Origin of the sequence: Candidatus Sulfotelmatobacter sp. (assembly GCA_035498555.1) — a bacterium.
Taxonomy (GTDB): domain Bacteria; phylum Eisenbacteria; class RBG-16-71-46; order RBG-16-71-46; family RBG-16-71-46; genus DATKAB01.
Window position 1 is genome coordinate 1 of sequence record DATKAB010000158.1, and the last position, 15,915, is coordinate 15,915.

At 68.0% G+C, this 15,915-nt stretch carries 12 protein-coding genes; 2 read left to right on the forward strand and 10 right to left on the reverse strand.

Annotation, left to right across the window (positions count from 1 at the left end):
- The 10 genes from VMJ70_12805 to VMJ70_12850 form a co-directional block, all read right to left on the reverse strand.
- Window positions 1–650: MFS transporter (locus tag VMJ70_12805; GenBank protein ID HTO92004.1), on the reverse strand; the 650-nt coding region annotated here is incomplete at its 3' end.
- 134 nt (window positions 651–784) lie between these two features.
- Window positions 785–1,549, reverse strand: a complete 765-nt coding sequence (locus tag VMJ70_12810) for a LytTR family DNA-binding domain-containing protein (GenBank protein HTO92005.1) — start codon at window positions 1,547–1,549, stop codon at window positions 785–787.
- A gap of 10 nt (window positions 1,550–1,559) precedes the next feature.
- The gene (locus VMJ70_12815) at window positions 1,560–3,782 is read right to left on the reverse strand and encodes a TonB-dependent receptor (protein HTO92006.1); all 2,223 of its coding nucleotides are present in this window, start codon (window positions 3,780–3,782) and stop codon (window positions 1,560–1,562) included.
- Window positions 3,779–4,558: a hypothetical protein gene (locus VMJ70_12820; protein HTO92007.1), complete on the reverse strand. Its 780-nt coding sequence runs from the start codon at window positions 4,556–4,558 to the stop codon at window positions 3,779–3,781. Before VMJ70_12820 ends, VMJ70_12815 begins: the two co-directional genes overlap by 4 nt.
- Entirely contained in the window at window positions 4,552–5,664 is a 1,113-nt protein-coding gene (locus tag VMJ70_12825; GenBank protein ID HTO92008.1) for a histidine kinase, read from the reverse strand. Before VMJ70_12825 ends, VMJ70_12820 begins: the two co-directional genes overlap by 7 nt.
- A gap of 199 nt (window positions 5,665–5,863) precedes the next feature.
- Entirely contained in the window at window positions 5,864–6,496 is a 633-nt protein-coding gene (gene pdxH, locus VMJ70_12830; protein ID HTO92009.1) for a pyridoxamine 5'-phosphate oxidase, read from the reverse strand.
- Window positions 6,497–6,553: 57 nt separating this feature from the next.
- Window positions 6,554–7,744, reverse strand: a complete 1,191-nt coding sequence (locus VMJ70_12835) for a hypothetical protein (protein HTO92010.1) — start codon at window positions 7,742–7,744, stop codon at window positions 6,554–6,556.
- Window positions 7,741–9,564, reverse strand: coding sequence for a HAMP domain-containing sensor histidine kinase (locus tag VMJ70_12840; GenBank protein HTO92011.1), 1,824 nt, complete (start codon window positions 9,562–9,564; stop codon window positions 7,741–7,743). Before VMJ70_12840 ends, VMJ70_12835 begins: the two co-directional genes overlap by 4 nt.
- A 2-nt stretch (window positions 9,565–9,566) precedes the next feature.
- Complete coding sequence (locus VMJ70_12845) at window positions 9,567–10,250, reverse strand: hypothetical protein (GenBank protein HTO92012.1); 684 nt, start codon at window positions 10,248–10,250, stop codon at window positions 9,567–9,569.
- A 207-nt stretch (window positions 10,251–10,457) separates the two neighbouring features.
- Window positions 10,458–11,645, reverse strand: a complete 1,188-nt coding sequence (locus VMJ70_12850) for an acyl-CoA dehydrogenase family protein (protein ID HTO92013.1) — start codon at window positions 11,643–11,645, stop codon at window positions 10,458–10,460.
- Window positions 11,646–12,022: 377 nt separating this feature from the next.
- Between VMJ70_12850 and ggt the strand changes: the two genes are divergently transcribed.
- Both ggt and VMJ70_12860 read left to right on the forward strand, forming a co-directional pair.
- Complete coding sequence (gene ggt / locus VMJ70_12855; GenBank protein ID HTO92014.1) at window positions 12,023–13,705, forward strand: gamma-glutamyltransferase; 1,683 nt, start codon at window positions 12,023–12,025, stop codon at window positions 13,703–13,705.
- Between the two features lie 96 nt (window positions 13,706–13,801).
- On the forward strand, window positions 13,802–15,915 hold a 2,114-nt coding region (locus tag VMJ70_12860; protein HTO92015.1), incomplete at its 3' end, for a dehydrogenase E1 component subunit alpha/beta.

The following is a 15,915-nucleotide window of genomic DNA, read 5'->3' on the forward strand; positions in this document are numbered from 1 at the left end:
GGGTCGAACGCCGGCAGTCCCGCGTCCACCGGCGTGTCGCGCACCACCGCAAAAGTGAGAATCGCGAACACGCCGACGATCGCCGAGGGGATGAAGAACTTCCATTGCCACGGCAGCGCCGCGACCGCCGGCGCCGCCAGCAGCAGGAACACCAGAAAGCGCCCGCTCTGGATCATCGAGCCGAAGATCGCGCTGAACACGCCGCGCTCGCTGACGTGGAACCAGCCGCTGTTGACCTTGATCAGCGCCAGGGCGCTGTAGGACTGGAAGTACATGTTGAGCGTCCAGACGGTGGCGAAGTAGCCAAGCAGGAGAGGCCCGGCGCCGAGCACGCCGAGATAGGCTCCGAGTCCGAACAGCAAGTTGAAAAGGAAGGCGCCGGTGGCGCCGATCAACATCGCGCGGCGGCCGCCGAAGCGATCGGCGATCGGGCCGTTGAACAGCGCCGAGATGCCGTACACCAGGGTCGCGACCGTGATGATCAGTCCGACCTGCGACTTGTCCCAGTGATAGGTGTCGGAGAGCGCCTTGTTGGCGAGCGGGAAGTTGTATCTCGCCATATACATCGCGGCGTAGGTGAAGCCGAGCACCAGCCAGTTCTGGGTACGGCGGGATCGGAAAGCTGCGGAGTGTTCGACTCGATCGGGCATGGCCGGCTTCCCCCGGGAACGGACTCGCGACCGGAACCGCAGTACAGTCGAGCCTGTGGCTTGTAGCTTTTCGCGGTGCGCGGGTCAAGCCGGCAGGTTACGGAAGTGCGACGGCGACCTTCCGCCGGTCCGGCTCAGGCGCCGAGTCGCTCGCGCAGCGGGCGGGCGCGCGCGCGGCTCACCGGGACCTCGGTGCGCGCGGCGTCGCGGAGCTGTAGCCGCCAGGTGCCGGCGAAGCCCGGGCGGAGCGCGGCCGCCCAGTCGAGATTCACGATCGCCGAACGGTGAACGCGCGCGAACTTGCGGGGATCGAGCCGTTGCTCGAGCTGATCGAGCGTGAAGTTCACGTAATGCCGATCCTTTTCGGTGGCGGCGAACACCAGCTTGTCCTCGGCGCCGAACCACATCACGTCCTCGGCGCGCAGGATCAGCTGGCGCTGGCCGATCCGCACCGTGAACCGCTCGAGATGCGGGCTCGAGGCGCCTTTCAGGCTGGCCAGCATCTCGCTCAGCCGGCGGGAGAGATCCTCGGGGTTCCGCAGCTCGCGCCGAGCGCGCTCGAGCGCCGCCTCGAGGCGTTCGCGGCGATAGGGCTTGAGCAGGTAATCCACCGCGTTCTCTTCGAACGCTCGCACCGCGTACTGATCGAACGCCGTGCTGAAGATCACGGCCGGGCGCCGCTGGATACTGGCCAGCAGCGAGAACGCGTCCTCGCCGGGCATCTGGATGTCGAGCAACATCACGTCGACGTCCTGCCGGGCGAGGAACCGGCGCGCCTCGTCGGCCGAGCCCGCCTCCCCGGCCAGCGTGACGCCGTCGATTTCCTCCAGCATGCGCCTGGCGCGGGCGCGCGCCAGCGCCTCGTCGTCCACCACCAGCACGCGCAGGGTTTCGCTCACGGCGCGAGGATTACCACGACAGGCCGACGCCGAACACCAGCATGCGGCGGTCGAAGTACGAGGATTCCGGCGAGCGCTCCGAATAGTCGAAGTTGTAGGTGTAATCGAGCACGTTGGCGATGCCGAGCACGTTGAGCGCCTCGCAGTAGGCCACGCACACGCCGCTGGCCGGGAAGCCCAGCCCTGCCGGCATCGAGAACAGGCGCGTGAGTCGCACGTCCAGCCGGTTGTAGGCCGGCATGAGCCCCGAATTGTCCTCGGCCTGGATCGGATGCCAGATGTCGCGCGCCGGATCGTAGGTGCCACCCACGATCGGTGTGTACGGCCTTCCGCTCGATGCCGAGTAGCGCGCTCCGAGCGACCAGGCCGAGTTGTACTGGTAGGTGCTCACCAGCGTGATCGAGTGGCGGACCCCGTAGGAGGCCGGCACCTCGCGCGGGTTCGAGAATTCCATGCGACGCGAATCGAGGTAGCCGTACGACACCCATCCCGAGAGCCACTTGACGTTGCCCTTGGCGAACACGTCGACGCCCCGCGCGTAGCCGTGCCCGCCGTTCGCGTAATAGCTGAGCGAGTCGTTGGTGATGAGATCCCGATAGCGCTTGTCGTAGATCTCGACGCGGATGTTGGTGTGCTCCGAGAGCCACTCGTAGCCGGCGATCAGATGGTCGGCGCGCATGGGCCCCAGTGTGGGATTGCCGTAGCTCGGGTCCTGGTATTCGGGAAGCGGCGGCTGGTGATAGCGCCCGGCCGCCAGTCGCACGATCTGCCGGTCGTCGACGCGCCACGCCAGTGAGGCGCGCGGGTCCACCGTCCACACCGGAGCATTCGAAGCGTAGTCGACGCGGCCACCGAGCGTGGCGTAGACCGGCCCGAACACCCGCAGCTTGTCCTCCAGGTAGAAGCCGGGGGCGTCGAGCAACGGGCGGCTCGAGTAGGTGCGCGTGGGAGCGCCGGGCGCGTAGTCGGTGCTGTCGGCCGGCACCTCCTTGTCGATCTCCGCGGCGCGGCGGCGAAGATTGGCTCCGAACGACAGCTCGTGTCCGGAGCTCGCCGACCAGGTGGCGTCCACGTTGGCCTGGGCGTTGCGCTCGCTGCTGCTGCCGCCGAATTGAGCGAGCTCCCAGTCGCGCTTCCAGAACTGTCCCGATACCTGGCCGCGAATGGCGAGTGTCGCGCCGATCGCGTCCGAGAACTGGAGCGCGCCGAGCTGATTGCGCGCGCGATTCGAATAGGGCTCCTTGTAGTTGAGAAAATTGACGAACATGTCGGTCCGATCGCCCGAGTCGAGGTAGAGCAGGGCCGCGCGTCCGGTCCTGGAGTATCGCCACAGCAGCTTGGCGGCGGCATCTTCGCCGCGGGGGTCCTGTTCGTACTCTCGGGAGCTGCCGTAGAGCTTGAACAGCAGGCTCGGATCCGAGTAACGCGTGGATCCGATGAAGCTGAGACGGTCCGGGACGATCGCCCAGCTGGTCGAGGCGCCGAGGCCGGCCAGATTGGCGCTGGCCGAGACGGTGCGCAGGTTGAGCGGGTCCTGCGTTTCCATGTCGAGAACCCCCGACATCACGCCGCCGTATTTCGACGAGAAGCCCCCGCTCGAGAAGAAGGCGCTGCGCAGCATGTAGGTCTCGATGCTGCTGAACAGCCCGCCCGAAGCGTTCTCGTAGTGGTAGGGGTGGCCGAGGTCCCCGCCATCCAGCCGGATCAGGGTCTCGTCGGGTGGGCCGCCGCGCGTGTAGATCGCGGCGCCCTCCGCCGGAGCGTTGATGCCGGGCAGCGTGCGCAGCGACTGGAACACGTCGGCAGCGCCGCCCGGCGTGGTGTAGACATCCATGCGCCGCAGCGTTGCCCCTTCGCCCTTGCCGGTCTTCCCGAATGCCGAGGCGGTGACCGCAACCTCGGCGAGCGGGATTGGTTCGTTCTTGAGTGTGACGTTCACCTGCACGGGCGCAGCGGCGACGTCCACGGTGACGTGCGCGCTCTGATAACCGAGCTGCGCGACCTGCAGCACGTGCCGGCCGGCCGGCAGATCGAGCGCGAATCGGCCTTGCTCGTCGGCGGCGGCGCCGCGTTTGAGTTCCGGCACGCTGACGGTCGCGTACTCGATCGGTTTGCCGCCGGCATCGAGCACGGTGCCGCGGACCTCGGCCGCACCGGCCGGCGCGGCGACGAGCCACGCGAACCACGCGAGGCCCGCGATCGCGACACGGCGCGGCGCGCGAAGCGGTGTCACGGCTTCGCCTTGGCCAGCGAATCCTCGGCGGCCGGCAGGAGCCGGTACCTGACCCACTGATTGTCGGGATTGGCGGCGACCGCAGCGCGGAACGACTCGCGCGCCGCTGCGAAATCGCGAAGCTCCATCTGCGCGCGTCCGGTCCACAGCAGCGCGTCGTCGCGGCCCCAGTCCGGTGCGGTGGAGTCCGGCACCGCCTCCTTCGCGAACAACGCATTGGCGCGCCGGAATTCGTCGAGCGATGGCTTCGCGCCCCCTCCGAACTGGGCGGGCTTGTGGAGCGTGCTGATGCCGGCCAGGAGGTGAATGCGAGGATTGTCCGGCTGGAGGCCGGCGGCCCGTGCGAGATTGGCGCCGCTCTGCGGTCCCAGCGTCATCATCGAGTTGGGTTCGAGCGAGATCATCATGCCCTGAACGCCCGCCTTGACGGCGAGTGCCTCGGCGAATTTCGAATCGATGGCCAACGCCTGATCGGCGCGGGCCATCGCGTCATTCGCGATCTCGGTGGCGAGCTTCTTGTCGGTGCCGATCAGGAACGGCAGCACGCGCCACGAACTGACCGCGACCCAGTACTGAACCCGGGCGTCCTTCGGATCCGCCTGAGCCAGCGCCGAGAACCGCGCGCGTACCGAGCGCAGTGCGGAGGCGTCGCCGCGATTGACCGCGGTCTGCAACTCGCGGCGCAGCGACGCGATCGCGGACGGGTCGGCGGACGCGCCGGCATGTCCGGCAATCGCCAGCGACAGGAGCAGCGGCGGAAGGATTCGCTTCAGCATGATTTCTCACCTCGCGGGTTGGGTGGTGTGGACGCATTCGAAGGTTGGACGGGAAGCGTGATCTCGATGCGAGTGCCGCGGCCGGGTCCTGAGTCGAGCTCGATGCGGTGCGGCGGACCCGCGACACGCAGTCGTTCGCGCACCGAATGCAGGCCGAAGCCGGTGCCCCGCGCCGGGGCGCCCGGGCTCATGCCGAGCCCGTCGTCCTCGACCGTGATTCGCAGCAGCTCGTGATCGCGTCGCGCGGTGAGCGTGAGCGTGCCGCCCTCGGTGCGCGGCGCCAGCCCGTGACGCACCGCGTTCTCCACCAGCGGCTGGAGCAGCAGGCTCGGCACCGGAAGGGTCTCGAGTCCGGGCTCGATGCGCTCGACGACCTTCAGACGCTCGCCAAAGCGCGTGCGCTCGATGGCCAGCACCGTGCGCAGGAACTCGAGCTCGTCGCCGAGCGGCACGTGCTCCTGACCGGAGGCGCGCAGGGTGTAGCGAAACACGTCGGCGAGCTGGGTGGTGGTCTCCTCGGCGGCGCGGGGATCCACCGCGATCAGCGCGGCGATGGAGTTGAGTGCGTTGAACAGGAAATGCGGATGGATCTGGGCGCGCAGCGCGCGCAGCTCGGCCTGGGCCAGCTCGGCGCGTGCCTGTTCCACCGCGCGTGCCCGCTCCACTGCCTGGCGGTAGAAATGCTGGGCGAACGAAATGCCGCTGAACAATGCCACGAACAGCAGCGTGAAGAGTCCCGAGGTCACGACCGCGCGCCAGCCACCCAGAAAGCCGGGCATCACGGTGAAGTGGATGATCACCGCCCCGACGTACGAGCCGAGCGTGGCCATCCCGGCGTACCAGGCGCCCACGGTCCAGTTGGATTGCAGCTCGCGCTCGGGAGTGCGCAGGCGCGGATCGACGAAGTAGCGGGTCGCCCACAGCGCCACGCCCACGCAATAGGCGAAGATCAGCGACATCTGATAGGCGAGGAGGTAGCTGAATCGACTCGAGCCGTAGAGCGTGCCGAAGAACAGCGCGAACGGAATCGCCCACAACGGCTGGCGCCACAGCATGCGGACGAAACCGCGCAGCGCGTTGTCTCGGGGTCTCGGGTGGGTGGGCATCGCGTCTCCTTTCCTCTCACTCACCCTACGGACGAACCCGGCCTCGGGCCGATTGCATTCCGATGGATGGTCGGTTGGGACGGATGAACGGTCGGAGGCGGGAGGGAACGGCGGGCCGCGCGGGGCGGGGATCAGCGGATGCGAACCGCCAGCAGCGTGATGCGGCCGCCGCCGGCAGCCGAAGCCGGGTGGGAGCCGTTCAGGGCGCGAGCCGCTCCAGGCGCCAGGCTTCGGCGCCGCGAACGTAGCGCAGGCGATCGTGAAGTCGGTTCGGGCGCTGTTGCCAGAACTCGATCGCATCGGGCGTCACTCGATATCCGCCCCAGTCCTCCGGGCGTGGAATATCCCCGTGCGGGTGCCGCGTCTCGAGCTCGGCGACGCGACGCTCGAGCTCCAGCCGGTCCGGGATGACCTGGCTTTGCGGCGAGATGGCGGCGCTCAACCGACTTCCGGGTGGCCGAGTCCGGAAGTAAGCGTCGGAATCGGCGGCCGGCAGTCGTTCGACCGATCCTTCGACGCGCACCTGACGCCCGAGTGGCTCCCAGTAGAAGCCGAGAGCCGCGCGCGGATTGGCGGCGAGATCGCCGCCCTTTCGGCTCCGGTAGTGGGTGTAGAAGCTGAATCCGCCGCGGACGATGCCCTTGAACAGGACCCAGCGAAGCGACGGCCGGCCATCCGGGGTCGCCGTGGCGAGCGCCATGGCGTCGGGCTCGGCGACCGCGGCCTCGTTCGCCAGGGCGTACCAGCGCTCGAACTGGACCAGCGGATCCGCGGCGAACTGGCGCGGATCCAGCGGGTGCAGCACCTCGGCGTGGGGTGAGTCGTGGCGCATGGCGAGCATCCTAGCCGGCATGCGCTCCAGCGTCATGCGGGCGTCGCCCGCATGCGCTCAGAAGTTGACGGACATCTGGGCGGCGTACAGGTCGTAGCGCGAGATGCTGCCGTCGTCGTGCTGGTAGTTCGCCTGATAGACGGCCTTGACGATCGCGCCGCGCGCGACGCGATAGCCCACGCCGGTCTCGAGCCTGTCGATATCGTAGTTCCAGGGCTCGGTCTCGCCGGTCGACGAGGTGACGTTGGTGAAGCGCATGCTCTCCCAGCGGCCCGCGAGCCAGGCGCCGGTGCTGGCGATGCCGATTCGGGCCTCGCCGTAGTAGCCGGCCACGCCCAGGTTTCCGACCGTCGGGGTCATCCACTGATTGAGGTAGCCCTCGCTGATCAACGACAGATGCCCGGTTTCGAGAGCGAAGTCGGCCATCGCCAGCTTCTGCATGTAGTCGTTCGCGGTCTTTCCGGCCGGCAGCTGCGGGTCGAGCGACGACGCGAGATAAGGGCCGTAGGACCCCGACGCCCCGATTCGCAGCGCGGGGATCGGCTGGAACCCGATCCGCCCCATCACCGACTTGCCCTCGTTGTTGTCCTGACTCGGTTCCATCATCGACGGCGTTCCGGCGGTGATCGCGACGGCGTATTCCAGCGGCGCCGCGCTGCCGTTCACGGCGACTCCCGCATCCCAGCAGAAGTCGTAGATCACCGGCATGCCACGGAGCTTGGTCTGGGTCGGCGTGTAGCTGAATCCACTCTGGCCTCGCCCCTGCACGGCGAGCAGCGCGTCGACGTCCGGCACCAGCACGTCGGAGCGCAGCGTGGTGTGGTACTGATAGATCAGCGGCGTGCCGATCAGCGGCTTCTTGTCGGAGTAGGTGCGGGGGCCGTAGGTACCGATCATCCAGGGAATCTTGCCGGCAATGACGTGCAGATCCCGTTCGCTCCAGGGTGTGTACATCAGATAGGCGCCGTAGACGTTGTGGGAATTGACCTCGTCGAGCACCAGCTGCGTGTAGACCTGGATTTTCGGCGTCGCCGCGCCCTCCAAGAACAGCCGGAGGCGGTAGGCGTCGAACATCGAGGCGCCGGCGTTGAACAGGTTGAACTCGAGCGCCTTCCCCCGCGATGAAGCGGTGGCGTCGAGCTGCCCATGGACCGTGAGCGTGAAATCCGTCGCCCGGGCGGAACGCGCCACGCCGGCCCCGAGCGCGGCCATTACCGTCAGAGCGAGTGCCCATTCGCGCGCCTTCATGCCGCCTCCTGGAGATCGTGCGCCAATTCGAGCGGCAGGCGCATGTGAAAGGTGCTGCCGCGGTCCACTTCACTCTCGAGCCGCAGGGTGCCGCCGTGCGCCTCGACGATGCCGCGCGCGATCGCGAGTCCAAAGCCAATACCGGCCGAATTGAATTCGAGCGTCTGCGACGAGTGATGCTTGAGCACGTCGTGGCTCACGCCGCCGCGTTCGAACAGCGAGGCATGGCGGTCGGGCGGGATGCCCACGCCGGTGTCGCGCACCGAGATCTCGAGCGCTCGCCCGTCCCAGCGGCTGCGCACTTCGACCTGCCCGCCATCCGGCGTGAAACGGATGCCGTTGGTGATCAAGTTGGTGATGGCGAGCGCCAGTCTCGCTCGATCGAATCGGAGCCGGGGTATGCGCCCGTCGGAGCGCGCGGTGAGATGCAGGTGCCGCTCGGGTGCCGCGGCGCGCGCCGCCTCGAGCGCCTCGCCGATCACCGCGGTGGGATCTCCGTCCTCGAGATGCAAGGTCAGCCGCTCGCTCTGGATCTGCGCCATGCGGGTGGCGTTCTCGGCCACCCGGGACAGCGCCGACACGCTGCGCCGGATCGCCTCGAGCGCGGTGCGCTGCTGAGCGGTGATTGGACCCATCGATTCGCCGATCATCAGCTCCTCGAAGCCCTGGATGACGCTGATCGGCGTGCGCAGCTCGTGAGAAGCGAGATTGATGAACTCGGACTTGACCCGCGCCACCTCTTCGAGGTTGGTGACGTAGGCGCGCTGCTTCTGCCGCATGTCGCGGAAGCGGGTGGCGAGGTAGCCGATCTCGTCGTCGCGCCGGACGTCGAGCGGGAATTCGTAATCGCCGCGCTCCATGGCCTCGGCGCCCCGCACGATCTGCTGGACCGGCGCGACGATTCGTTCCGAGATCACCCAGCCGGCCAGCACCGCCACCACCAGCACGATCACCCCGAGCGCGATCAGGCTGAGCTGGATGTTCCGGAGGTACCCGGTCTCCTCGCCGACCGAACGCTGCATCACATAGGTCTGCCGGCTGCCGGCGGGCGCCAGGGGGATGGGTCGCGCGAGCGTCAGCAGCACGCTGCCCGGCGAGCGCACTTCGGCGATCGTGCCCATCGCCCCGTCGTTGTCGCGGCTCTGAAGCTCCGGGAGCGCGGCGATCAGGGCGGCGCGCTGATCCTGCTGCTCGAGCGTGCTGGCGGTAGGCGCGCTGCCGACGAAGAAGCTCACCTCGCTGCGCGTGAACGCCCGAAGCTGCTCGGCGAGATCCGACCCGATCCGCGAACCGAGTAGCAGGGCGCCGACCACGCGCCCGCCGGCCCGGACCGGCGTGGCGCTGGCCTGATAGTGGGCGTCGCGGTCCATCACCACGCCGGTTTGCGCGCGGCCGGTGAGTGCTTCGCGCGCCAGCGAGACCGACGAGGGGTCGTGGAGCGCTTCGCGCCCGACCGAGGCCACCTCCAGCCCTTCGCGATTGAACACTTCGAAGAGATCGCTCTCGGTGAGCGCGTTGAAGTCCCGCGCCACCCCGGCGATGGTCGCGCGCAGCTCGGGGTCGGAGGCCCCGCCGGGAAGGGTGAGGACCGAGAAGAACTTCGGATCCTGCGCGATGGTCTGCGATTCGATTTCCAGCGTGCGGGCGCGCGACGACAGCATGCTCTCGAACACCGCCGAGGCGCGCCGAAGATCGTCGCGAATGCTGTGCTGCACCTGCTCGGTCACGGTCCGGTTCACGATCCACAGCGTCGCCACCGCCAGCAACCCGAGCGGCGCCGCGGCGATCAGCATCAGCTTGGAGCGGAGCGGCAGGCGCATGGTCACCAGCCCAGCTCCAGCGTCAGGTCGCCGTCGGCGGGCACGACCACCTCGCGCGTGACCTCGTGGAGATCGGGATGCCACAGGTGCAACGTGTAGTTTCCGGGCGGCACCGGCGGCAACGCGAAGTGCCCGTCGGTGTCGGCCTGAGCGAAGACGTGTGTCGGCAGCACCAGCACGAACGCCTCCATGTGCGAGTGGATGTCGCAGTAGACGTTGACCAGACCGGCGCGATCGAAGGTCACGCTCTTCGAGTGTCCGCGCGGATACTTGCCGAGGTCGAAGCGCTTGATCGGCGAGGCGCTGAATACGTTGTGGTAGATGGGGTCGAGATTGGGGAAGTCGACGGTGGTGCCGACCGCGACCGGCAGCACGCGCGGCTGGAAGCACTGATCCTTCTGCGCGAGCTTCGGATGGGGCGCGGGCGAGGCGGTGTCGGCGGCCGCCGGGACGCGCTCGAGCCACACCACGGCGTCGCCCGGGGCGCCGTGCGTCATGGTCATGACGTGGGGCAGGGACGAGGCGCGACCGGCGTACGCGTTGGGCGCGGGAGCTTCCTGTTCCATGGATGGAACGTGCACGCTGCCGCGCACCACTCCCGCCGCGACCGGCGCGACCAGCACGCTCATCTCGATCAGCGCGACGGCCAGCATGAGCGCGCCTGGGTCGCGGGAAATCGCCGTCATGGCTGTGCGAGCGGGACTCCGGGTGAGAGCCTGGGCCAGGGGCCGGGCCGAGCCCCTCCTTGGACTGCCGGTCCTGTTTTCGGCCCGGCGGGAGGAGGGCTTGAGCCGTCCGTCGGCCCGTCGAGGGGGACGGAACCGGGTTATCGAATCGGGCTCAAGAACTTGCGGCGGGCGGCCATGAGGCGGATCCGGGCGTTTCGGCCCGGATCAGCGATAGGCGGGGAGTCCGGTGACGGCCTCGCCCAGCACCAGCGTGTGGATGTTGTGCGTGCCCTCGTAGGTGTACACCGACTCGAGGTTGCACATGTGACGCATGACCGGGTACTCGGCGGTGATGCCGTTGGCGCCGAGGATGTCGCGCGCCTCGCGCGCGATGTGGAGCGCGATCTCGCAATTGTTGCGCTTGGCCAGCGACACCTGCGCGGGCGTCACCGTGCCGCGCTCCTTCATGCGACCGAGCTGCACGCACAGCAACTGCGCCTTGGTGATCTCGGTCAGCATCATCGCCAGCTTGGCCTGGATCAGCTGAAAGCCGCCGATCGGCCTTCCGAACATGATGCGCGCCTTCGAGTACTCGCTCGCCGAGTGGAAGCAGGCCATCGCCGCGCCCACCACGCCGAACGCGATGCCGAAGCGAGCCTGCGAGAGGCAGCCGAGCGGACCTTTCAGTCCCTCGACGTTGGGCAGGAGATTTTCGGCCGGCACGAACACCTCCTGAAGGATCAACTCGCTGGTGACCGATGCGCGCAGCGAGTGTTTGCGTTTCTGTTCCGGCGCCGAGAAGCCCTTGGTCTGGGTGTCGACCAGGAAGCCGCGGATCACTTCCTTGCCGCCGCCCTTGTCGGCGAGCTTCGCCCACACCACCGCGAGCTGCGCGATCGTGCCGCTGGTGATCCACATCTTGGCGCCGTTGAGCAGGTAACCGCCGTCCACCGGCTTGGCCCGCGTGATCATGCCGCTGGGATCGGAACCGTGATCCGGCTCGGTGAGACCGAAGCAGCCGATGATCTCCCCTTTCGCCATTCTCGGCAGCCAGCGCGTGCGCTGCTCCTCGTTCCCGTAGGCGTAGATCGGGTACATGCACAGCGAGCCCTGGACCGACGCGAACGAGCGGAGTCCCGAGTCGCCGCGCTCCAGCTCCTGCATCGCGAGCCCGTAGGCGGTCGCCGAGACCCCGGCGGCGCCGTACTTCTCGGGCAGGCTGGCGCCGAGCAGCCCCATCTCGGCGACCTCGGGGATGACTTCCATGGGGAAATAGGCCTCCTCGTAGGCCTTCTCGACCAGGGGGAGGTAGCGCTCCTCGACCCAGCCGCGCACGTGATCGCGGATCTGCCGTTCGTCCTCGGTGAGGAGCGAATCGATCTCGTAGAAATCCACGCCCGTGAAGCGGGACATGAGCCGGGCCTCGGGTGTGACCGACGAGTGTTGCGGGACCGGGCAGTATAGGGAAGCATGTGGGTCCGCTCAATTCGGCAGCCGCTGGAGCCCGGAGAAATCTTCCTTGAGCGCGAATGCCCAGGACCCGACGGCCGCGGACCGGCGCACCCTGATGCTCCAGTTCGAGTGCGCTCCGAATGTCGGGGTTCGACCGGGGATATCGAGCCGTGCCGATTTCCGGGGCGATCCGAGGACGACTCTGAACCCGCGCTCCCTCGCGTTGCACGGTGCGGCGGCGTTCCCTACCTTCCCGGCATGAGTGCACCCTCACCTCCGAGAGGAGATCCGCTATGCGTGCGCATTCTGGCTTCGCAGTCGCTCTCGTGGCGGCCGGCATGAGCGCCGCCCTCGATCAGACCACTTTCGCCGCCCGGGGAGCCGCCACGCGCTCGGTGGTCTGGGCGCCGCACGGCATGGTGTGTGCCGCACAGCCGCTGGCGGTGCAGGTGGGGCTCGACGTGCTCAAGCAAGGGGGCACGGCCGTCGATGCCGCGATCGCGGTCAACGCCTGTCTCGGCCTGATGGAGCCCACTTCGAACGGGCTCGGCGGTGATCTCTTCGCCATGATCTGGGATCCGAAGCAGGGCAGGCTGATCGGCCTCAATGGCTCCGGTCGAGCGCCGCTCTCGCTCACCATCGACCGGGTGAGGGCCGCCGCGCGCGCCGACACGATTCCGCTCTATTCGCCGCTCTCCTGGACGGTGCCCGGGGATTGCGACGCCTGGTTCGCCCTCCACGAGCGCTATGGCAGGCTGCCGATGGCGAAGCTGCTGGCCCCGGCGATCCAGTACGCCGAGCAGGGCTTCCCGCTCTCACCCGTGATCGCGTCGGATTGGGAACGCGGCGTGCGCGCGTTCGGCGACAAGCCGGGCTTCTCCGACGTGTTCATGCCGGTGCCGCCCGGCGGCGGGCCGCGCCGAGCGCCGCGCGAGGGCGAGACCTTCCGGAATCCCGCGCTCGCGAAGACCCTGCGCGTCATCGCCGAGAAGGGGCGCGATGGATTCTACAAGGGGCCGATCGCTCAGGCGATCGTGACGTTCTCTCAGAAGAACGGCGGCTTCTTCTCGCTCGAGGATTTCGCCCGCCACCACTCCGAGTGGGTCGAGCCGATCTCCACCACCTATCACGGCTCCACGGTCTGGGAGCTGCCTCCGAACGGGCAGGGACTGGCGGCGCTCGAGATGCTCAACCTGCTCGAGAACTTCGATCTCAAGGGCATGGGCCGCGAATCCGCCGACTTCTGGCACGTGATGGTGGAGTGCAAGAAGCTGGCGTTCGCTGATCGCGCCCGCTACTACGCCGATCCGGAGTTCGTGAAGACCCCGGTGGCGCAGTTGCTGTCGAAGGACTACGCGCGTCAGCGGGCGAGGCTCGTGGACCCGAAGCACGCCGCCAGCGCCGACGCGCCAGGCGAGGTCACCGCGCTGCAGCAGGGCGAGACCACCTACTTCTGCACCGCCGACGCCAGCGGCATGATGGTCTCGATCATCCAGAGCAATTACACCGGCTTCGGCAGCGGCTACTGCGTGCCCGAGCTGGGATTCGGCCTGCAGGACCGCGGCGGACAGTTCTCGCTCGACCCGAGTCACCCCAACGCGCTCCAGCCGGGCAAGCGTCCGTTCCACACCATCATTCCGGCCTTCCTCACCCGCCCCGACGGCGCTCGCATGGCGTTCGGCCTGATGGGCGGCGACATGCAGCCGCAGGGGCACGCGCAGATCGTTGTCGACCTGGTGGATTTCGGCATGAACCTGCAGGAGGCCGGTGACGCGATCCGCTTCCACCACACCGGTTCCTCCGATCCCGACGGGCACGTCATGAAGGATGGCGGCGTGCTCCACCTCGAGGACGGCCTGCCCGGGCCGGTGATCGACGAGCTGAGGCGCCGCGGCCATCGAATCGAGCCGGAAGGGGTCGCGGGCTACGGTGGCTACCAGGCGATCTGGCGCGATCCCGTCAGCGGCAATTACGCCGGAGCCACCGAGAGGCGCAAGGACGGCTGCGCGCTGGGTTACTAGGATGATGCCGAGAATCCGGCGTTCTGGCGGTCCGTCCGGCGCTCCGTTACCATCAGACGGCGTCTACCCTGACGATCGATCCGGAGTCCTCCGCGCATGACGGCCGTTCGCACGACCCCCACCACGAGCAACCGCTGGCACGGCCTCACCTCCGAGGACCTGGTCGTTCTCTACCGCACGATGATGACGTCGCGCGGCACCGACGACGAGGAGATCCGGCTGAAGAAGCTCGACAAGATCTTCTTCCAGATCTCGGGAGCGGGGCACGAGGCGGTGCTGGTCGCCGCGGCCCGCGCCATGAAGCCCGGCTACGACTGGTTCTACCCCTATTACCGCGACCGCGCGCTGTGCCTCCAGCTCGGCATGACTCCGCGCGAGATGCTGCTGTCGGCGGTGGCCTCGGCCGAGGATCCGAACTCGGGCGGCCGCCAGATGCCGAGCCACTGGGGGCACCGTCCGCTCCACATCGTGTCCCAGTCGAGCCCGACCGGCACTCAATTCCTGCAGGCGGTCGGCGCCGCCGAGGCGCTGGTCAAGTACAAGGATCTCGAGCCCGAGTACCCGGAGCTCCGCGGAAGCGCGCACGGCGACGAAGTGGTGTACGTCAGCACCGGCGACGGCGCGACCAGCGAGGGCGAATTCTGGGAGGCGCTCAATTCCGCGTGCAACCTGAAGCTGCCGGTGCTGTTCCTGATCGAGGACAACGGCTACGCGATTTCGGTGCCGGTCGACGTGCAGACCGCGGGCGGCAACGTGGCGACGCTGGTCAAGGACTTCCCGAATCTGTTCTGGGTCGGCGAGATCAACGGCAACGACCCGATCGAGTCCTACGGGATGCTGAAGGAGGCAGTCGCCTGGTGCCGCGCGCGCAAGGGACCGGCGCTGGTGCGCGCGCTGGTGACGAGGCCCTACTCGCACTCGATGTCGGACGATGAGACCAAGTACAAATCGAAGGGCGAGCGCGAGGCCGAAGCCGAGCGGGATTGCCTGCGCGCCTACTCGAGATTCCTGCTCGATGAAGGCGTGCTCGACGCCGCGGCGCTCGAGCGCCTGAACCAGGAAATCGCCGCCGAGCTGCGGCGCACCTCCGACGAGGTGGTGTCGGCGCAACAGCCGCCGGTCTCGAGCGCGGGGCTCTACGTGTTCTCGCCCAACGTCGATCCGACCTCCGAACGTTTCGAATCCACGCCGCATCCGCCCGACGCCAGCTCGAGCGAAACCCTGCTCCAGAACATCAACTACTGCCTGCGCGATGAGATGAAGCGCAATCCGCGCATCGTCGTGTTCGGCGAGGACGTCGCCGATGCCTCGCACGAGGACGTACTCGGGGAGACCAAGGGCAAGGGCGGCGTGTTTGGCGTCACCTGGGGTCTGCAGAAGGCCTACGGCGGGAAGCGGGTCTACAATTCGCCGCTCGCCGAAGCCAACATCGTCGGCCGCGCGATCGGGCTCGCCACGCTGGGATTTCGGCCGGTGGTCGAGATCCAGTTCTTCGACTACATCTGGCCGGCGATGATGCAGATTCGCGACGAGCTCTCGATGATGCGCTATCGATCGGGCAACTCGTGGTCCTGCCCCATGGTCATCCGCGTTCCCATCGGCGGCTACATCCGCGGTGGCCCGTACCACAGCCAGTCTGGCGAAAGCATCTTCGCGCACTGCCCGGGTTTGCGCATTGCGTTCCCGTCGACGGCCGTCGACGCCGCCGGTCTGCTCCGCACGTCGATCCGCTGCGACGACCCGGTGCTGTTCCTCGAGCACAAGCACCTGTACCGGCAGACCTACAACAAGGGCGAGTACCCGGGGAAAGACTTCATGATCCCCTTCGGCCGCGCCAGCCTCCGCCGCGATGGCGACCACGTGGTCGTCGTGACGTGGGGCGCTCTCGTGCAGCGCGCGCTTTTGGCCGCGCAGCAGGCCGAAAAGGACGGGATCAGCGCGGCCGTTCTCGACCTCAGGACGATCATGCCGTACGACTGGGAGGCCATTGCCACCCACGTCAAGCGCACCAATCGCATCGTCGTGGCCCACGAAGATCAACTGACGTGCGGCTTCGGCGCCGAAATCGCCGCGCGAGTGGCAGGCGAGCTGTTCGAGCACCTGGACGCGCCCGTCTGCCGCGTAGGCGCCGCCGATGCGCCGGTGGCGTACTGCCCGGCGCTCGAGGAAGCCATCCTTCCGCAGGCGTCAGACATCCTCAAGGCCATCCG